Raw genomic sequence first — 18,759 nt, forward strand, 5'->3', positions numbered from 1 at the left:
CTGTTCACCCATCACTTTCGTAAAAATTCAACGATCCGCCGCGCGGGCACCCGTGCCTCCCGCTTCAGTTCGGCGATTTGCGCGGCGTGGCTCTTGCGCCACGTCCCGGCTTCCTGCAGGAGGCGCTCCCCTTCCGCGGCCAATATCCGCGGATCCAGCTCCTCCGCCGTCCCGACCGGGACGCTGCCGATGCGACCGAGAAAATGGTCGATCTTCGGGTCGTACGAGACGCCGAGCAGCGGGACGTTCTGCGAGGCGGCGTAGATCAAGCTGTGCAGCCGCATGCCGACCAGCAGGCTGCACCGGCTCACCTCCCGCAGCATATCCTGCGGGTGCTCCGTCTCTGGCGCAATGCTCACGGTGCAGCCGTGGTCCGCCACATTTCCCAGCCGTTCCATCACGAAGCGCGAAGCTTCGACGTCGCCGGGGAGATGAAAAGGCAGGAAGCGGATATGCACCGACCTGCGGCGGCAGAGCTGCGAGAGCCCCTCGGCCAGCTGCGTCAATTCGGTTCGCGCTTCGTTCCAGAAGCGAACCGAGACGCCAACTACCGGCAATTCCGCAGCGGCCTCGCCTGCATCGCCGTTTCCTTCCGGCCCCGCGGCGCTCTCCCGCAGCGTCAGCCCCATGACGGGGTCGGGCACGACTTGAATGGCGTCCTTGCCGCGGAGTCCCATCTCCCGCAGCAGGTTGGCCGATTCCGTATCGCGCACGGAAATATAATCGCAGCGCCGGAACACCGAAGCGATCAGCGGCCGGAACAGCTTGCGGTTCACCGGTCCGATGCCCTGGGCGTAGACGAAGGTCGGCTTGCCGAGCCATTGCGCCAGCTTGATCACGCCCAGATAATACGGGATCGACTTGATCCCCGTGGCGTCCTGCAGCAGGCTGCCGCCTCCGCTGATCAGTCCGTCGCTGCTCTTTATAGCCTTCCTTACCTCGCCGAGTTTCATCCGGTGCACGGACTCCACGCCGTACGTCCGGCTCGTCCATTCCGGATCGATCGACAGCACGATGGGCTTGATATCCACGCCCGTGGTCAGCCCCTCTTCTTCGAGCGCCAGCAGGATGGACTGCAGCACCGCTTCGTCCCCGCTGTTGCGGAATCCGTAATACCCCGACAAAACTAAAGTTTTAGCAGTCGTGGCGACCATTTATCCCAGCACCTTTCAATGATTTGCCAAACCAGAACGGCAATCAAACCAACCACGAGACCCAATCCCATCCCCAGAACGCCGCGAATCAGCGAAAGTGCGGCCGGGGTGTGAATATGCGCAAACGTATCGACCATCGACAACTGACCCATCACCGCGATAATCATCGCGAACATCGCCCAACGGTACCGGAAAGCGGCGAACAAGCCGACGATAAACAGCGGATGCGCCAGCAAAAATTCCTTGTTGCGCGGCCGCACGCCAAACGTGTTCTCCAGGAAGGAGCGGAAGGCCGCTTCGCCCGGCAGCAGCGTTCCCGCATTGCCGGTCCGGGACAAGTAATACAAAGCCGCAACGCCCAGCACCGCGGCAACGACCACCCATAACACCGTAATCGGCATGCTCAGCCATTTCCGCAGCTCTTCCCAGACCGAGTTGCCCCGATACAAGAAGACATAGATCGCGATCAGCAAGATCGGCGCCAGATGCAGCAGGCTTACGCCGCGAAACTGATTGAGCACCAAGCTGTACGTAATGTTGTTCAGCAGCGAGATAACAAACGGCACGGCGGTCAAGGACAGCAGCGACGTTTTGATGAACAGCACAATCGTATGCGTCAACCGCCGTCCGCCCGTCAGGTTCGGATGCTTCTCCTGAAGCTCCTGCACCTTGCGGATCGCCAGCACCATGGCGATCGTCGGCGCGCTGATGGCCACGAACAGAGCCAGCGCCTGTTCAAGCAGCACCGGGTTCAGGACATACAATCCGGCCGAACCGACCCAACCTAGGATACAAGCCGCCAGCGTGAGCGACGGCAGGAAGCAGGAAATCAGCAGCGCTACGAGCGCCACGCCGCCGAGTACGACCAGCGCCTTGAGGGATTTCTGCCAACCCGCGTCGTAAACCTTGAAGGCCTCCGCTTGTCCCAGCTCAAACCCGTTATTTTCGATGCGCTCGATCGCGTTCCCCGGAGCCTGCAGCGAATCGATCAGATTGTCGATCGGATTCGTGATCGCCGCCTTCATCGCATCCTTGGAAGCCGAAGCGTTGAGGTACACCATCCGGATGTTCCGGTCTTTGGTGGCCAACACGAACCGATCGGCCAGCGTCGCCTTATCCTGGGAAGCTTCCGTATCGGCCAACGAATGCAGGCGCACCACGTTATAGTCGATCAGATAAGCCAGCTTGTTAAAGCCTTTTTGCGGAGCCTTCAGGTTCTCGATGGCCGCGATGCCGATGCCGTGCTTCTTCAGCAATTCCGCAAAGCCTTGCAGGCTGTTCTTCTCCTCATTCTCGTTGTATCCCTTGACCGCCTCGCCGTCGAACAAAATGCGGGTTACGCCGTTTTCGGCAAAAAAGGCCAACTGCCGATCCAGCTCATCCTGATCATAAGGGATATTGTCCGAAAGCCGCGGCAAAATCGTAAAGCCCTTCTCCCGCAGCATCGCAAACGCCATCGGATCCGGCGGCAGCGGCTTCATCACCGCTTCCTCCATCCCCATGCCGATCACCAGACCGCCCCGGTCCTGATACTGCCAGTTCGCGACCGGTACGTCCAGCTTGCGGAAGGCCGCTTCGATCATCGGCTTCAACTGCGCTTCGTTCTCCGCATTCGTAAACGCCAGGTACGTATAATTGCCGTTCTCCGTGATGACGGCACCATTCAGCTTCGCAGCCTCCACCGAGCTAAACACCATAACCCTACGCGCTTTCGACAATTCGTCCAGCGTACTTTCGAACATTGCCATCGTGCCTACGCCGGCTTCCTTCAACTGGCCGAGCTGTTCGTCCAGGTACGCCTGCGGATCCGCCTTATATGAAGCGATATCCAGCAAACCCCGGTAATTAAAGACGAACTCCACCTTGTTCGCGGAAGATTCCGTTTGAACCCGCTGCGCGATCACCGGCACGGATGCCAGAATTCCGACAATCACCAAAACCCACAACCATTTGCGGGAAGCGTTATTCCACCGCTGCCAACTTCGAATCACTAAGGTACCTCCTCAAAATGCATCAATCCACATCTGTTATTTGTTTCCCAAACCGACTTACCGTTACTACTACTACTTATCGACGCGGGCAAGCACGTCGTCCTGAATCCGGCTCAAGCGCGATTTGGCGTCTTCCGCGGAAGTGCCGCACACGCCGAAATAGAATTTGATCTTCGGTTCCGTTCCCGACGGACGCAGGCAGAACCATGAACCGTCCTCCAGCAAAAATTTCAGCACATTCTCCTTCGGCAATCCGTCAAGGCCCAGCGAGTAATCGAGCACCTCGGATACGCGCACGCCGCCGACCGCTTGCGGAGGCTCGCTGCGGAACGCTTCCATCAGCGCGCCGATTTGGGCCAGTCCGTCTTTCCCTTTCAGCGTCCGGGAAGCCAGCGCTTCGCGGTAGTAGCCGAATTGTCCGTACAGTTCCTCGAGCACGTCGATCAACGTCTTGCCTTGGCGTTTATAATACGCCGCCGCTTCGCAGATCAGCGTCGAGGCCACGACGGCATCCTTGTCACGAGCATAGTTGCCCGCCAAGTAACCATAGCTTTCCTCATAACCGAACAAATAAGTATATTCGCCGGAAGCCTCGAACTCGTTCATCTTCTCGCCGATGTATTTGAAGCCGGTCAGCGTGTTAAACACCGTGGCCCCGTAGTGGCGGGCGATGGCCGCGCCGAATTCGCTGGTCACAATCGTCTTGACGACCGCGCCGTTGTTCGGAAGCGCTCCTCTCTCCTTTAATTGGCTTAATACATAATGAACGAGTAAGGAGCCCGATTGGTTACCGGTGAGAATTTCATACTCGCCGTCCCGGGTCCGCACGACCGCCCCCATCCGGTCCGCGTCGGGATCCGTGCCGATCAGCAGATCGGCGCCGACTTGCTTGCCCAGTTCGATCGCCATCGTGAACGCTTCGCGTTCTTCCGGGTTCGGCGATTTGACCGTCGGGAAATCGCCGTCCGGCAATTCCTGCTCCTTCACGATATGTACTTGCGTAAACCCGATTTTCTCCAGAGCGCTGCGAACGGGAAGGTACCCCGTACCGTGCAGCGGGGTAAAGACGACCACCAAATCCTTGGCCGCACCGGAAGCCATGAGCTCGCGGTTAACGCTGGTATTCGCCACCGTCTCCGCAAACGCCTCATCCTCGGCGGCACCAAGCCAAACGAGCAGCCCCTTCGCTTCCGCTTCCTCGCGGCTTAACCGCTTGACCTGGGCGAAGGAAGCGATATTTTGAATCCGGGCAATGACCTGTTCCGCTTCATGCGGCACAAGCTGACCGCCCGTCGAGTTATATACTTTGTATCCATTGTATTCCGGCGGATTATGACTCGCCGTAATGACGATGCCCCCGGTCGCTTTCAATGCACGCACGGAAAAAGACAACTGCGGCGTAGGACGAAGCGACGGAAACAGCTTGGCGACGATGCCGTTGCCGGCCAGTACCAAAGCGGCTTCAAGCGCAAACTCCGGCGAGAAGTGACGGCAGTCATGCGCGATCACCACCGAAGGCGCACCCGCTTGCCCCGCATGCGCTTCCAGAATATATTCGGCAAACCCCTGCGAAGCGCGGGCAACCGTATAGCGGTTCATGCGATTGCTCCCCGCGCCGATCACGCCGCGCAAACCGCCCGTACCGAACTCCAGATCCCGGTAGAACCGGTCCTCCAGTTCGGCCGGGTTATTTTCCAAATTACGCAGTTCCTGCTTCGTGTCCTCGTCAACCGTGGGGTCTTGCAGCCAACCCTCCAGCTTCTCTTTTACGGCCTTGCTGATTTCAGTCATGGTTGTTTCTCCTCCTTAGTGATCTCTTCCAGCCCTTAGGACAAGGCGAACATGATGTCTCCCTCGGCTACGATCTTGTCGTCGACCTTGGCGACGGCGTGGCCTTTGCCGATCGAACCCTTCATCCGGGTAATTTCGACCTCCAGGCGCAGCGTATCTCCCGGAACCACTTGCCCGCGGAAACGGAATTCGTCCAGCCCGGCCAAAAAGCCGATTTTACCGCGATTGGCCTCCACGTTCAAAATGGCTGCTGCTCCCACCTGCGCCAACGCCTCCGTAATCAGTACGCCAGGCATTACGGGGTACCCGGGAAAATGCCCGGCAAAGAAAGGCTCATTGATTGTGACGTTCTTGATGCCGACGGCGCGTTTGCCTTCCTCGAACTCGATGATGCGATCCACCAGTAGAAACGGAGGACGGTGCGGAATAATTTCCTGGATTTGGTTGGTATTCAACATATGTAAGTCTCCTTTCGGTTTGCCGCATGAATTTCGGACCTGCACTGTCCATTATTGAATAAAAGCGCAGGCATCCGGCCACACTGTAGTTATCCTTCGCCTCTGCAGAAGCGAAGGTTAAGATAAGGGGCTTATCCGCAAGCGACCCTTCGGTCGGTTACGGATACAGCCCTTTTGACTTGCTTTTTGCCGTAGAGTCCCCCATCATTATACATTTTTCGCCTGCAAAAAGAAAACTCCCGTCAGCCGGGAGTTTGTGGACATTTATGTTAATTTCATTCTGTTTCTTCTATTATATACGCGTATTTACGAAGCGAATACCAAGTCGAAAACATGCTTCCACGTCGACAAGTTCCAAATATCCGACGCATCCTGTTTGCCGAACACGACATAACCAACGACCGTACCTGCCGCCAAGGCAGTAACAAGGACCAGCAGGATGAGCACGATTCGCAAGATGATGATCCAGGCGGGCCGTTTGGCAACCGCTTGATTGTCTTCACTCATGAAGCTTCCCACCTATCCGCGCAAGTTATTCGCCAGGCCCATCATCGTTTCGCCGGACGTAAGCGCGCGAGCCGTCAACTGATAGGCGCGCTGCACTTGGAGCACTTCGGCCATTAACTCGGTCAAATTCACGTTGGAGGCTTCCAGCGCCCCTTGACGAAGACTGGCCCGCTGCTCTTGCGGCAGGCTCATAGCATCGACCATGACTTCGGCAGGATCAACGCCCGCAGCCAGAACAAACAGACTGCCGTCCTTCTGAACCAGCGCATCCGGCCGTTCCGGCGTCAGCAAAGCGATTCGCCCCACCTCCGTCGTTCCTTCCCCGTTCGTGGCAAGAAGATTGCCTTCGGGATCGATGCTAACCTCGGCATCGGAAGGGAACGTGATCGCTTCGCCGTCGGCGTTCAGGACGACATAACCTTGCTTATTCACCAAGAAGGCGACATCGGGATCAACCGGATCCGGTTGAACGTGAAAATCCCCGCCCCGGGTATAGGCGACAACGCCTTCCGGCGTCAACACGCTGAACAATGCGTTGCCTTCAATCGCCAAATCCGTCGGATTGCCGGTTTCTTTAATCGAGCCTTGGGAAAAATTCACCGTCACCGGCGTCATTCGCGAGCCGAAACCGAGCGTGAAGCCGGACGGCGTCTTGCGGCCGGGCAGGTTCAAATCGGAAGTTTGCTCTTGCACCCGGGTCAACGTATCTTCAAAATTGGCTTGCTTTTGTTTATACCCTACCGTATCCACATTCGCGACGTTATCGGCAATCAGGTCCAGACGTTGTTGAATCCCGCTCATCGAAACCATCGCGCTGATGATGCTATTATTCATGCCGCACCTCCTATTATAGCCATTCGCTTACGTTACACGCGGCCGATCTCGTTCACCGCTTTATCCAAACTGCGATCGTAATATTGAATGACTTTTTGGTTCGACTCATAAGCCCGCTGGGCCGCCATCACATCAACCATCGCTTGGGCGGCATCGACATTGGATACCTCCAGATAACCTTGGCGCACCACGGCCCCATCCGTACCCGGCACCAAATCGCGCACTCCCGCCGCCTCTTCATCCGCAACGCGGAAGGCACCGTTGCCTTCCCGGACCAGCTGGTAAGGACGTTCGATAATCGTAACCCCCAGAGTGCCCAGATTAACCGGGATGCCGGTATTGTCCAACGCCATCAAGTTACCGGATTCATCGCTGGTCAGCGTACTTACGGACAAGCCCGGATTCAGCACGATCGGATTGCCGGTCACGTCCAGTACTCGATAACCGGTGGATGTTCTCAGCTCTCCCGCCGTATTGACGTTGAAGCTGCCGTCCCGGGTATATCGCACATTCCCCGCGTTATCTTGCACGGCGAAGAAAGCCTGCGGCTGATAAATGACTTCGCCGTCTTCCGTGACGAATTTGCCCGACGCGTCAAAAGCATAAGGCTGGCCCGTCGCCGGATCGTTAAGGCTAAGCTGCGAGATCAAAGCAAAATCGGTATCGTTCCCGGTCTCTTTCAGATCCCCTTGCGTAAACGCCGGCAAGCTCTCCTCCGCAAATACCCCGGTCATAAGTTTCCCGATGCGTGAGCCCTGTCCCGATTGCTTGTCCCCCATCAAGGAAATCAACATTTCGGGAAAAGAGTGCGCCACCGTATTCACCGATTTGTAGCCCGGCGTATTCAGATTGGCGATATTCTGCGTGACCGTATCATGCCGCCGCTGCTCGGCGATCATGCCGGACGCCGCGGTATAGAGGCCTCTTAGCATGGCCTTCCCTCCAAACGCTATATATTTAATGCCCTAATTCCGTGGGCAATACATTCCTACTTATTTATATCGGACGATTAGAGCCTACTTCTTAGCATCTTGTCCAAATTATCGAGCATGATGCCCGTTCCCTTCACCACGCAGTGCATCGGATCCTCGGCGATCAGCACCGGTACGCGAAGCTCTTCGGCGAGAAGCTCGTCCAGTCCGTTCAGCAGAGCGCCTCCCCCGGTCAAAATCACACCGCGGTCGATAATGTCGGCGGACAATTCCGGCGGAGTGCGCTCCAGCACCGATTTGGCGGTGGCGACGATGGAGGATACCGGATCGGCAAGCGCCTCCTGAATCTCGTTCGCCGTAATCGTTACGGTCAGCGGCAGGCCGGACACCATGTCGCGTCCGCGAATATCCATCTCGGCCACCCGTCCGTTCGGGTACACCGTTCCGATGCCGATTTTGATATCTTCCGCCGTCCGTTCGCCAATCAACAGCTTGTACTTCGTTTTAATATATTTAATGATAGCGGCGTCAAACTTGTCCCCGGCGACTTTCAGCGAGGAGGCGGTGACGATGTCCCCCATGGAGAGCACCGCCACATCCGTCGTCCCGCCGCCGATGTCGACAACCATGTTGCCGCTCGGTTCGAAAATATCCATGCCGGCCCCGATCGCGGCCGCTTTCGGTTCTTCTTCCATATACACTTCTTTGGCGCCGCTGCGTTCGGCGGCTTCGCGAATCGCTTTCTGCTCCACCGAGGTAATGTTCGTCGGCGCGCAGATCAGAATTCTCGGGTGGCTGTACCAGCTTCTGCCGCCCACCCGGTCGATAAAGTATTTCAACATCGTTTCCGTAATTTCAAAATCGGCAATGACTCCGTCCCTCAAGGGACGAATCGCAGTGATATTTCCGGGGGTACGGCCCACCATCCGCCTTGCTTCTTCACCGACGGCCAGTACCCGTCTTCCGTCGCTGTCAATCGCGACAACGGAAGGTTCGTCAAGAACGACTCCCTTTCCTTTGACATGAATCAGCACATTGGCCGTGCCCAAATCGATCCCAATATCCTTGCCCATCATTCGATCCCCCAAAGCGTATTTTTGTAAATCACGGAAAGGACGCAGCAGCCTTACCCATGCAATATGGCAAAAGTGTCCCGCTAACCAAGATGTAGTTAATCGACAAAAGTCGATGAATATCGTAAAATTTCGGGATAAATGGATGAAATTCCACATCATCTTATACCATATTTAAAAATACCATACTTTAGGGGAATGATTCAATGATAATCGTTCGATGGGTGAACTAAATAATTACCCATTAATTGACGGAGCTAATCACCTCTCGTTTGGATTGACCTTTTTTCTTATACTTGATCTTCGTCGCTTCCCCGCCGCGCAGGTGTCTGATCGATTTGTGATATTCGAGAATGTGCTTCACCTGATCCGCCAAATCCGGATTGATCTCCGGCAGACGTTCCGTTAAATCCTTGTGCACCGTGCTTTTGGAAACGCCGAATTCCTTGGCGATCGTTCGAACCGTGTGCCGCGTCTCCACGATGCACCGTCCAATCTTTATCGTCCGTTCCTTGATGTAATCGTGCACGCTCCCGCCTCCCTCAACTCGAGATAGTTTGGTACATTATATGAGGGGCGGGCCTAGATATTCTTTGTTTCCAAGCCTGACAAGCCCGGGCGAGGCCATTTATTTTACCTGCGGCCACCTCAAGGGAAGGAGCGGCGAGGCGGGACAAGCCCGAGTCCGGCGCAGGAAACGTTGGAGTTGGCGCGGAGATTCGGGGAAGGAGAGGGGCGGTTCGGGGGCGGTTCGGAGGAGGGTTGGTGGAGGGGCGACGGAGGTTAGGACGAAGTTCGGGTGAGGTTAGGTGAAGGTCCGGGTGAAGGTCCGGGTAAAAGTCGGTGAGATTCGGATGAGGTTAGGTGGAGGTTTGATGGAGGTACGGACGAGGTTAGGATGAGGTTAGGCGAAAGTTCGGGCGAGGTTCAGTGCAGGTTCGGTGCAAATTCGGACGAGGTTCAGTGCAGGTTCGGTGCAAATTCGGACGAGGCGGGGACGGGCAGTGGGTTGTGGATGGACGAGTTCGCAAACTGGAGGAATAGCGTTAAATTTTCACCTTATTGCGGCGTATAGGAGTAATTTTCTTGAAATAGCGTTATCAAATCACCTTATTTCGCTCACATGAGCAGATATGGGCTTAATTTTGAAGAAATAGCGTTAAAAAACATTCCTATTCTCTTGTTAATCCCGAGTTTTCGTGAAATAAGATGATTTCTTAACGCTATTTCCTTCGCCTGAGCAGAAAAAAGCGGAGAGCTCTTCGCTCCCCGCCAGGCCAGCCGCATCGGTCCGGATCATTCGGATCGGCATGCAATGCCTTCAATGAGATGGATGGGTTCACATTAATTTTTCGGAAGCACCGATTCCGGATTAACCAGCTCGCCGTTTTCGTAAATCGCGAAATGGACGTGGTTGTCGAGATCCTTCTCGATTTCGTTGCGGCCGGCGCTGCCGATGGTTTCGCCTTGCTTCACTTCGGCATCCTTCTTCACCTTGACTTCGCCCAAGCTTTCGTACACGGTCTTCAGGTTGTTGGCGTGGGTAATTTCCACGACATACCCGAGCAGCGGCACTTCTTCAACCCGCGTTACTTTCCCGCTCATGGCGGCCGTTACCTCGAAAGGCTTGCGGTCTTCGCGGGCCAGGTCAATCCCGGTGTTCGGCGTAAACGTATCGTTGTACTGTACCAGGGCCGCCTGATGTTCCTCGGCCGTGCCTTCCTTCTCGTAGAACGGCTTTACGACGGCGACTTCGGCAACGTTCGCAACCGGCCAAGCGAGATCCTCGGAGGAGGCGATGACTTCGGTTGCAGCTTCCTCTTTCGTTCCCTCTCCCGTTGCGGCGTCTTCTTCGCCGGACAGGTTTACGGTGTCGGTCACGCTGGCGGGGGTCGAGTCCAATGGCTTGTTGCTCGCATCCTGGTAGACCCACACTAAGGTTAGTATAATTGCCGCTGCCGCCACATACGCTGCCGGGTAAACCCATCTCTTCGACAATAATCTTTTCCACGCGGATACCGGTTTAACCGGTTCTCCCAATCCAATTTTAGGAGATTCCTCGTGTCCTGTTTTTTTCTGGTTTTCATTCATTTGCTCATCACCTCAGTAACCAGTGTTACCGGGGCGAACTCTTTTATACTTCGGCTTTCTACTTTTTTTTCTGAAAAAGAGAAGGTTCGTTTCCATAAAGCTACTTGAGAAAATGAGAGGCCTGCTGAAACGAGATTCCCGTGTAATAGTGTTTAAGGATTTGCGTCGTCGTATACCCTTCCTTCGCCATACCGTTCGCTCCCCACTGACTCATCCCGACCCCGTGGCCGTAGCCATAGGTGGTAACCTTGACGGTATCGCCGGTGACCGAGAGCGTAAATTGGCTGGAGCGGAGGTCCAGCTTCTCCCGGACTTCGCGGCCGGTGTAGACCTGATCTCCGATGCGAATCTCCTTCACTCTACGTCCGGAAGTCCAGGAAAGCGTCTTGAACAGGTTGACGGCGCTCAGCTTCGCCGCTGCCTTTGCACGATTATCCCCTTGATTCAGGGCAGCCAAAGCCGTCTGTACAGGTTCCGGCACCTTCTGTCCCAGCTTGCCGTACAGTTGGGAGAGCGGCATTTCGATCGTCTCGCGGTTTTTGGGGTTGATCGCGGCATCCCACGGACTGGGCACGCTGCGCAAGTAAGGGACTTTCAGCGACCAATATTCCTCGGAGTTTTCGGTATAGCCGCCGCTGGAAGAGAAAAATGATGCGGTGATCGGCTGCCCGCGGTACGTCATCACGATCCCTTCCGTCTGTTTCACGGCTTGGCGCAGCTTCTCGAGCTGCGTTGCTTTGCCCCGGTTTGGCCACTCTTCCAATTCCGCACGGGAGAGATAGACTTGATGCTCCACGGTGTCGTTCACGTCGGCTTTGCCGCCCGCGGTGCCTCCGGTATCTCCGGCCGCCAGCCGCCGGACGATGAAGGTCCGCGCCGCGATGGCCTGCGCCTTCAGTGCCGCGAGCTCGAAGTCGGCCGGCATCTCGGCGGCGAGGACGCCGGTGACATACTGCTCGAGCGGCACGGTCTCGACCGCGCCGGTGCGCGTAAGATAGACGCGCACCGGCGTCCCGCCCGCGGCCTCCGCCACCGCGGACGGCGCCTCGGCGCGAGCCGCGTCCTGCGGGCGCGGCTCCGCCGGCGGCGGCACGGCGGCAGGCGCCTGCGTCTGCGCCGTCGCCGCCGGGTCGTGGCGCGCGGCGGGCGCCTGCGCCGCGCGCCACGCGATGAGCGCTGGCAGCAGCAGCGCCAGCGCGATCAGCGCCGCCGCCACGGGGGCGGCGCCAGTGCCGCCGAGCCACCTCCCGCCACGCTTGCGGGAGGTGGCTCGGCCCGACCGCGTGCGGACGCGTACGCGCACGCGGGTCTCCGGCGGCGCCGCGACGGGTGCCGCCGGAGGCGCCGGGCCCGGCGTTGCCGCTCGGGCCTTGGTCGCGCCCGCGCTTCCCGCTGCCCCTGCAGCAGGGGCGAGCGCAGCGGGCACGACTACGGCAGGCACCGTCGCGGCCGTACCGCCGACCGGGCTGCCGCCATCGCCACAGGTCGCCAGTCCGATTCGGCTCTCTCCCTCCCTTGCACTTCTTCCGACTCGCGTACTTGCTTGCGTATTCACATTTACGGTCCGCTCAATTTGCTCCGCTGCCCTTCTCCCAACTCCTGCGCTTACGGGTCTTCCGTCTTCCGCCTTCCTCCGTTCTCCACTTCCCTCCGCCGCTTGTTCCGGTCTCCGACCAACCTCCATCACGTTTGCGGAAGCCGGCACCGCGGGGGCCTTGTCCTCATTCGGCCTTACCGGCCGGAGCGCCACCCGTTCGCTTGTCCGGCGGTTGCCGGTTTCTTCCTTCCCGCGCTCCGCCTCTCGGCGAGGCCCCACATTTATTTTTACTACTTGGGATCGTTCCTGCATCGACTCGTTTACCTCCGCCTCTATCGTGCTGCCGTACGCTTATCACGTTAACGGGCTAGCAACCTAGCTTTTCTCTCCTTATATCGTTTGCCCGCTATACTTATAGATATGAGTTTTGGCGAAATGCTAGAACTATCTGGACGGAATAACTATACATTCGTGCCAGGGCGGCCCTCCTTCAGGCTTTGCACGATGATTATCCCTTTTATTCAGAGGGGGAATCCGGGACAGAGGCCCGGAGTAAGGTGAGTTCTTCTCCCGTTCTCGGCGATCTGATCAAAAGGGATAATCGTGCAAAGCGCCCGGCCACAACGTATTTCCTCGAGTTCGCCTGGCGTGGTTCCCGAAAAAAAAAGACCCGGTTCCCCGAGTCTCGCTACTTTCTCCCAATAGCCTTCCTGATCCTACAAGTCGCGGCAATAAGGATGACGGCCGCTCCGCAGAGCGCGTATTTTTCGTCAAAACTCCCTCTGGACATGGAGAACAGGTACAACTTCCCGACGTATTTGCCGCCCCCCATATTCAAAACATAATAAAACAGCGGAATCATGTAGCCGATCACAGAAACAGAACTGATTCCAGAGGCAAAGAGACCCAGCGCCCCGAGAAACAGAGCACCGCAAAACGTGCCGAACACATAGCGGGCAAAAGGAAACATACTGCCGTTCAAAGCCATGGTCCAAGCGAAGCCGGCGATGATCCCCAGCATCAGCAGTGCGGAGGTAACCACCCGCACCAGTAAAATGCCGGTTTGCGAGACGGGCTTGGTCGCGATCAGGTCCCGAATGTTCTTATCCTGCTCCGCCGCAAAAACCGGAACGAGCAGCACGATGCCGAGCAGCGCGATAAATCTCTCCAACCGGATGGCGGCGGCTGTCGCGTCCAAATACGATATTCCAAACAGGACGGGCGCGAGCACCGCAAAAAGCAAGGCAAGCAGCAGGTGGGGAAGCACGTTACGCTTCAGATTGGATTTGGCGATGTACGAATATTTTTGCCAAACGGAAATTGGGTCCATGGAGCTTCCCCCTTCTTTTGAGCTCATAAACGCCGGCTGCGGCCCCAACCAACACAAACGACAACATCGTATAACCGATCCGATTGATCATCAAGGTATCCAGGTGCTGCAAGAAAACTTCCGTATTGCCGATCGTATTGTGCCGAACCGCCAGATCACCGCCATATCCGCCATAGATGTGTTTTACCCCTCTATTGATGTCGATGAACCACCACAATCCCTGAACCGCAACAGCGATGGGCGTCTCCGTCAGAACTGTCAAAAAAACGCCGACGGCGGTTGAACCCATCAAGGTCGGCAGCAGCCAACCCAGACTGTATTTGAAAAAGGCGAACCGGTCGATAGATTCTCCCGTATAATCGCCGGCCGTTTGCACCGTGAAATACCCGGCGACCAACAGGACGGGCAAGAACATCATCGCCACCAATGCCGCATAGCGGACGAACACGACCGTCAGGGAGGAGACTCGTCTTGAGTAAACGAGTTCCCGCATGCGGGCCCGGCGGTCCTTGAGACCTATTGCGACCGCAACGAAGACGGGAAACACCGCCAGTACGAAGCCGAAATAATCGCAAAAATAGCGCGCGAGCGCGCCGGTAATCCGGTCTTTATCCACGATAGCGTTGAACTCGGCCAGCGCATCTTCATACGTCATGTCCGTCTCGCCGAAATCGGTCAAGTTCGAAACGGCGTATTTCGAGCCGCCGCCGATCAGCTTGTCCGCCCGCTTCATCAGCTCTTTAAACCGCTCATAGTTAGGCTGGCCGTCCGCCAACTGCGCCACAATCGCTTGGATTTCGGCTTGCTTGGCCTCACTGAGCTTTACGTTCTTGTAAATAAGTAGTGGAGGGGGATAGGTAATATACGCGTTTGCCTCGAATTCTACGATCAGGGAAGCGGTTGCTTCCTTCATGATCAACTCCGGGTCGTCGACGTACTTAATGCCGTACCTTTCCAGCCCCGGCTGCGGCGCTTCGATTTTTTGGAAGCCCGTGCCAAGCTGCGTATATCCGTCCAAGAGCAATACCACAACATAGATCCAGAACGTCCAGCTCAGCAGCGTTTTTTTACATTCCATCCGGAACATAAGTGGTCCCTCCTTGAGCTCCTTGAGCCCCTTGAGCCGTCTGCGCTCCATGATCGCGCATGAGCAGCATGTAGCCGTCTTCCAGGTTCGGCTCGCACGGCACCGCGTTCGCAGCCGGCTCCCGGTCGGCCAGCAGCCGGACGCCGATCCGTTCGCCGAGTGTCGTCATGCCCGTGATCACGAACGTTTCCCTTAGCCGCTCGAGTTCCGGTCTCGCCACTTCCGCATGGTACACTTTGCCCGCCGCGCTGTCGGTCAGCGCCTTCACCGTGCCTTGATACAGCAGCTTGCCCGCTTCCAGGACGGCGAGTTTCTCGCAGGTCGCCTCGATGTCGCCGATGATATGCGTCGACAGCAGAACGATCCGCTCTCCGGCCAGTTCGCTCAGCAGATTGCGGAAGCGGATGCGCTCCTCCGGATCGAGCCCTGCCGTCGGCTCGTCGACGATCAGCACCCGCGGCTCGTGTAAGATGGCCTGGGCGATGCCAAGCCGCCTTTTCATGCCGCCGGACAGCGCTCGTACCTTCTTATGCCGGGCGTTGCCCAAATTCACCCGTTCCAGCAGCAGCGGGATTCTCGCGCGGCGGGTTTCGCGGCTCAGCCCCGATAATACGCCGAGGTAGTCCATGGCCTCGTACACGCCCATATTGCCGTACATGGAAAAATCCTGCGGCAAATAGCCGATGATGCGGCGGACTTCTTTAGCATTTTCGAGCGGGATGCCGCATACGGCAGCCTCTCCGCTTTTAATGTTCAAAAGCGTGGCCAACGTCTTCATCAACGTCGTTTTGCCCGCGCCGTTGCGGCCGAGGAGGCCGAACATGCCCTGTTCGATCGTCAGGCTGATCTTCTCCAGCGCTTGCTTTTTGCCGTAATATTTGCTCAGATTGCGAACTTCGATCGACGTTTTTTCCACAAAAAATAACTCTCCTTTCATCGCGTTCAAGGAGAGTATACAATCCACGCTTCAATTTTTTTTCAACTTTCACGGACTGCCGAAAAACTGGCTATCACGCGGGCGCCCCCTCTTTCCCCGTTGGACAACACCAACCGTCCGCCATGTCTTTCGCACAGCGTCCGGCAAATATAGAGGCCAAGGCCGAAATGGACGGAATCGGACTCGCCTGTTCCCGTCTCTTCCCTGTAATACGGCTTGGCCGCCTCCCGTAGCGCCTCCGGCGAAAAACCGTGCCCGTCGTCGGCCACCTCAACGACGAGACTGGACGTCCCCTCGCGACGCAGCTCGATTTCAATCTGTTGCTGGGCGTAACGGAGCGCGTTGGCCAGCAGATTTTCCACGACCCGGAGAACGATCTTGGCGTCCGCGCACACAAACTTCGCGCCGGTCCGGTTAACGACGCGGATGTCGACGGCGGACCGGGTCTTCAGCGCTTCGGCGATGGAGGCGATCTGCCCGGACAATTCGGAGGCACGCAGCTTCTCGGAATCGATCGCCACATCTTCCAATTTATTCGTTTCGCTCATCGTTTGAACATAACTTTCCAGCCGCTGCGTATGCCTTGAAATGGAGGACAACGTGGTCAGCAGCTTTTCCTGCCCGATTTTCCCCTCGGGAACGTATCGGGAGAGAAAATCCGCATAGCCTCGCAGCACGGTCATGGGCGTCCGCAAATCGTGCGCGAAGGCGGCGTTCAGGCGCTTGCGCTCCTCCATCATCCGCCACATGCTGCGATGGTTCTGCTCCAGCGCTTCCCGCATCGTTTCCAGCGAAGCGCACAGTTTGCCCATTTCGTCTTTGGAGTCGTAGCGCAGGGAAAAATCCAGATCGGATTCGGCGATTTTGCGGGCGGACCGGTTGATCAGCTCGATCGGCTTCTTCAGCTTGAAGCGGTAAAACAGAAACGCTGCCAAAAGAACGCAACCCCCGTAAAAAACGGGGATGACTGCGAGCTGGGCAATGTGAATGACCACCAATTTGACCCGATCCTGCGGGGTATACTCTTCGACCGGATCGGGGACGCCGACGGCCATCGGCAATTCTCTTCCGGCATCGTCTCTGAACATGGTGTACTCGGTTTTATCGTAACGGCTGATAATCGCCCCGTCCGTTCTAGACAGAAGCTCCAACGATACAAAGGTCAAGAGCGTCGCCAGCAACATAAAAAAAATCGTATAGATCACCAGTGTGGTCCGGATCGAGAGGTTGTTCCAGAAGCGTTTTACTCTGCCCATTTGTACCCAACTCCCCATACCGTCTCAATGCAGCTTGGACAACCGGCTGCCGACAGCTTGGCGCGAATCTTGCGGATATGCTCGGCGATCACGGCGCTGTTCCCCTCGCTGTCGAAGCCCCACAGGCGCTCGTAGATCCGCTCCTTATCGAATACCTGACCGGCATGTTGGGATAGAAAAGCGACGATTTCAAACTCTTTCTTGGCCAGCGGAATCGGTTCTTGGCGGTAAAAAACGGCCCGTTCGCTATAGTCGATCACAAGATCGCCGGCGAATTTCGCCTTTGTACGGGAATGGCTCCGCTGCTCCCGCCGCAAATGCGCGGCGACTCTGGCGCCAAGCTCCTCGATGGAGAAAGGCTTGACGATATAGTCGTCCGCACCCGTGCGAAACCCGGTAATTTTATCGGTGTCCTCTGCCTTTGCGGTCAAAAACAGGATCGGACATGCGGTAAACCGGCGAATTTTGGCGCATACCGCAAGCCCGTCCATCTCCGGCATATTAATGTCCAGCAGCACCAGATCGGGGGACTTCTCCATTTGCTTCAGGGCTTCGTTCCCGTTGCCCGCGGTCAGCACGAAATACCCATTCATTTCAAAATAATCCTTCAAGAGCCCCACGATATCGGTTTCATCGTCAACGATTAACAAGGTCTGCCCCATCTTAACCACCTTGCGTCTTTTCGAGATTGTTCAAACTCGGTTCTGTAAACCCGTCTTTTTTTGAACTCACACTTAAGCATATCATTAATTCATCAACTTTTTATCCATTCGCGGAAGCGTTCTTCTTTTCTTTCATCAACGGTTAAACCATTTTGTTCTCCTTTCTTATTCCCGGATGAGCGGCTCGCCTAATGGATCCGAAGAGAGACTTTTTTTTGCATCTTCGCTTTCTTCGTTATAATCTAATTAGGGAGACAAATTAGAATAGAGAGTTGGGGAAACGTGGAAGACTTGATTTTGTGGTTGAAGTACTTGATTCTGGGATTCGTTCAAGGGGCGACCGAACCGATTCCCGTATCGTCGAGCGGCCATGTCATCATCGCCAAAAAATTGTTGGGCGTCGCCCAGGAAGGGCTGTCTTTCGAGATTTTGACGAATGCGGCGTCACTTATGGCCATTGCGTTTATTTACCGGAAAGACATCCTGCGGCTGATCGTCAACGGCCTCGCTTATATCAGAACACGTAGAGCCGAGTATAAAGCGGATTTCAGGTTTATCGTTTATATAATTATCGGTACCGTTCCCGCAATGGTGATCGGCCTGTTGTTCAAAGATTGGATCGAGGAAGTGTTCTCTTCCGTCCATACCGTGGCCATCGCCTTGTTGGTTACCGGGGTGGCGCTCTGGCTGATCCGCAATCTGCGGGGGAGGAAACGCGATGGCGATTTGTCGGCCAAAGACGCGCTGCTTGTCGGTTTGGGGCAATCGGTTGCGTTGATCCCGGGCATCAGCCGGTCCGGCGCGACGATCATCTCTTCGATCGCGGTCGGGATGAAACAGGATACCGCCCTGCGCTTTTCGTTTATGCTGTACATCCCCGTCAGTTTGGGCGGCCTCGTGCTTGGCGTATCCGACATCGCCGGCGATCCGGACCGGACGGCCTTGTTTATACCATATTTGATCGCGTTTTTGACCACGCTGATCGTGACCTATTTCTCGATGAAATGGCTCATGAATATCATGGCAAAAGGCAATTTAAAATATTTTGCCTACTACTGTTTTATCGCCGGCATCCTGCTGCTTATTTTTCGGCTTTAGTTGTTGCTGTTATCGTTATTC

Annotated in this window: 17 protein-coding genes; 1 reads left to right on the forward strand and 16 read right to left on the reverse strand. The window is 56.3% G+C overall.

Annotated features, from left to right (window positions below):
• Positions 1-11: 11 nt before the first annotated feature.
• The 16 genes from csaB to ACZF99_RS24155 all read right to left on the reverse strand — a co-directional run bounded on the left by csaB (position 12) and on the right by ACZF99_RS24155 (position 17,640).
• Positions 12-1,154 (reverse strand): polysaccharide pyruvyl transferase CsaB, encoded by a 1,143-nt coding sequence (gene csaB / locus ACZF99_RS24080; RefSeq protein WP_483607414.1) that lies wholly within the window; start codon positions 1,152-1,154, stop codon positions 12-14.
• Positions 1,127-3,145, reverse strand: coding sequence for a DUF5693 family protein (locus ACZF99_RS24085; RefSeq protein WP_483607415.1), 2,019 nt, complete (start codon positions 3,143-3,145; stop codon positions 1,127-1,129). Before ACZF99_RS24085 ends, csaB begins: the two co-directional genes overlap by 28 nt.
• A gap of 72 nt (positions 3,146-3,217) precedes the next feature.
• Positions 3,218-4,936 carry a phospho-sugar mutase gene (locus ACZF99_RS24090; protein ID WP_483607416.1) on the reverse strand — a complete coding sequence of 573 codons (1,719 nt, stop codon included), beginning with the start codon at positions 4,934-4,936 and terminating at the stop codon, positions 3,218-3,220.
• A 35-nt stretch (positions 4,937-4,971) separates the two neighbouring features.
• The gene (gene fabZ / locus ACZF99_RS24095; RefSeq protein ID WP_483607417.1) at positions 4,972-5,394 is read right to left on the reverse strand and encodes a 3-hydroxyacyl-ACP dehydratase FabZ; all 423 of its coding nucleotides are present in this window, start codon (positions 5,392-5,394) and stop codon (positions 4,972-4,974) included.
• Between the two features lie 306 nt (positions 5,395-5,700).
• Entirely contained in the window at positions 5,701-5,901 is a 201-nt protein-coding gene (locus ACZF99_RS24100) for a DNA-directed RNA polymerase subunit beta (RefSeq protein ID WP_483607418.1), read from the reverse strand.
• 12 nt (positions 5,902-5,913) lie between these two features.
• A complete protein-coding gene (locus tag ACZF99_RS24105; protein ID WP_483607419.1) occupies positions 5,914-6,735 on the reverse strand; it encodes a flagellar hook-basal body protein in 822 nt (273 codons plus the stop codon).
• Between the two features lie 32 nt (positions 6,736-6,767).
• The gene (locus tag ACZF99_RS24110) at positions 6,768-7,667 is read right to left on the reverse strand and encodes a flagellar hook-basal body protein (protein ID WP_483607420.1); all 900 of its coding nucleotides are present in this window, start codon (positions 7,665-7,667) and stop codon (positions 6,768-6,770) included.
• A gap of 77 nt (positions 7,668-7,744) precedes the next feature.
• Positions 7,745-8,743 carry a rod shape-determining protein MreB gene (mreB, locus tag ACZF99_RS24115; protein WP_483607421.1) on the reverse strand — a complete coding sequence of 333 codons (999 nt, stop codon included), beginning with the start codon at positions 8,741-8,743 and terminating at the stop codon, positions 7,745-7,747.
• A 241-nt stretch (positions 8,744-8,984) separates the two neighbouring features.
• A complete protein-coding gene (gene spoIIID / locus ACZF99_RS24120) occupies positions 8,985-9,269 on the reverse strand; it encodes a sporulation transcriptional regulator SpoIIID (protein WP_009223751.1) in 285 nt (94 codons plus the stop codon).
• A gap of 815 nt (positions 9,270-10,084) precedes the next feature.
• Positions 10,085-10,831 (reverse strand): peptidoglycan DD-metalloendopeptidase family protein, encoded by a 747-nt coding sequence (locus tag ACZF99_RS24125; RefSeq protein ID WP_483607422.1) that lies wholly within the window; start codon positions 10,829-10,831, stop codon positions 10,085-10,087.
• A 100-nt stretch (positions 10,832-10,931) separates the two neighbouring features.
• Positions 10,932-12,647, reverse strand: coding sequence for a stage II sporulation protein D (gene spoIID, locus ACZF99_RS24130; protein WP_483607423.1), 1,716 nt, complete (start codon positions 12,645-12,647; stop codon positions 10,932-10,934).
• 409 nt (positions 12,648-13,056) lie between these two features.
• Positions 13,057-13,698 (reverse strand): hypothetical protein, encoded by a 642-nt coding sequence (locus tag ACZF99_RS24135; RefSeq protein ID WP_483607424.1) that lies wholly within the window; start codon positions 13,696-13,698, stop codon positions 13,057-13,059.
• A complete protein-coding gene (locus ACZF99_RS24140; protein WP_483607425.1) occupies positions 13,637-14,785 on the reverse strand; it encodes an ABC transporter permease in 1,149 nt (382 codons plus the stop codon). The genes ACZF99_RS24135 and ACZF99_RS24140 overlap by 62 nt, the downstream gene beginning before the upstream one ends.
• Positions 14,766-15,701 carry an ABC transporter ATP-binding protein gene (locus ACZF99_RS24145; protein ID WP_483607426.1) on the reverse strand — a complete coding sequence of 312 codons (936 nt, stop codon included), beginning with the start codon at positions 15,699-15,701 and terminating at the stop codon, positions 14,766-14,768. The genes ACZF99_RS24140 and ACZF99_RS24145 overlap by 20 nt, the downstream gene beginning before the upstream one ends.
• A gap of 62 nt (positions 15,702-15,763) precedes the next feature.
• A complete protein-coding gene (locus ACZF99_RS24150) occupies positions 15,764-16,978 on the reverse strand; it encodes a HAMP domain-containing sensor histidine kinase (RefSeq protein WP_483607427.1) in 1,215 nt (404 codons plus the stop codon).
• Positions 16,966-17,640, reverse strand: a complete 675-nt coding sequence (locus ACZF99_RS24155) for a response regulator transcription factor (RefSeq protein WP_483607428.1) — start codon at positions 17,638-17,640, stop codon at positions 16,966-16,968. The genes ACZF99_RS24150 and ACZF99_RS24155 overlap by 13 nt, the downstream gene beginning before the upstream one ends.
• A 282-nt stretch (positions 17,641-17,922) precedes the next feature.
• Between ACZF99_RS24155 and ACZF99_RS24160 the strand changes: the two genes are divergently transcribed.
• A complete protein-coding gene (locus ACZF99_RS24160; RefSeq protein WP_483607429.1) occupies positions 17,923-18,738 on the forward strand; it encodes an undecaprenyl-diphosphate phosphatase in 816 nt (271 codons plus the stop codon).
• The last annotated feature ends 21 nt before the right edge of the window (positions 18,739-18,759 follow it).

Source organism: Paenibacillus sp. JL3B1040, from assembly GCF_057063165.1.

Excerpts from the sequence above, each read along its gene's own strand:
- csaB (WP_483607414.1), bottom strand. The coding sequence starts at position 1,154 with ATGGTCGCCACGACTGCTAAAACTTTAGTTTTGTCGGGGTATTACGGA.
- ACZF99_RS24090 (WP_483607416.1), bottom strand. The coding sequence starts at position 4,936 with ATGACTGAAATCAGCAAGGCCGTAAAAGAGAAGCTGGAGGGTTGGCTG.
- fabZ (WP_483607417.1), bottom strand. The coding sequence starts at position 5,394 with ATGTTGAATACCAACCAAATCCAGGAAATTATTCCGCACCGTCCTCCG.
- ACZF99_RS24100 (WP_483607418.1), bottom strand. The coding sequence starts at position 5,901 with ATGAGTGAAGACAATCAAGCGGTTGCCAAACGGCCCGCCTGGATCATC.
- ACZF99_RS24105 (WP_483607419.1), bottom strand. The coding sequence starts at position 6,735 with ATGAATAATAGCATCATCAGCGCGATGGTTTCGATGAGCGGGATTCAA.
- ACZF99_RS24110 (WP_483607420.1), bottom strand. The coding sequence starts at position 7,667 with ATGCTAAGAGGCCTCTATACCGCGGCGTCCGGCATGATCGCCGAGCAG.
- mreB (WP_483607421.1), bottom strand. The coding sequence starts at position 8,743 with ATGATGGGCAAGGATATTGGGATCGATTTGGGCACGGCCAATGTGCTG.
- ACZF99_RS24125 (WP_483607422.1), bottom strand. The coding sequence starts at position 10,831 with ATGAATGAAAACCAGAAAAAAACAGGACACGAGGAATCTCCTAAAATT.
- ACZF99_RS24135 (WP_483607424.1), bottom strand. The coding sequence starts at position 13,698 with ATGGACCCAATTTCCGTTTGGCAAAAATATTCGTACATCGCCAAATCC.
- ACZF99_RS24140 (WP_483607425.1), bottom strand. The coding sequence starts at position 14,785 with ATGTTCCGGATGGAATGTAAAAAAACGCTGCTGAGCTGGACGTTCTGG.
- ACZF99_RS24150 (WP_483607427.1), bottom strand. The coding sequence starts at position 16,978 with ATGGGCAGAGTAAAACGCTTCTGGAACAACCTCTCGATCCGGACCACA.
- ACZF99_RS24155 (WP_483607428.1), bottom strand. The coding sequence starts at position 17,640 with ATGGGGCAGACCTTGTTAATCGTTGACGATGAAACCGATATCGTGGGG.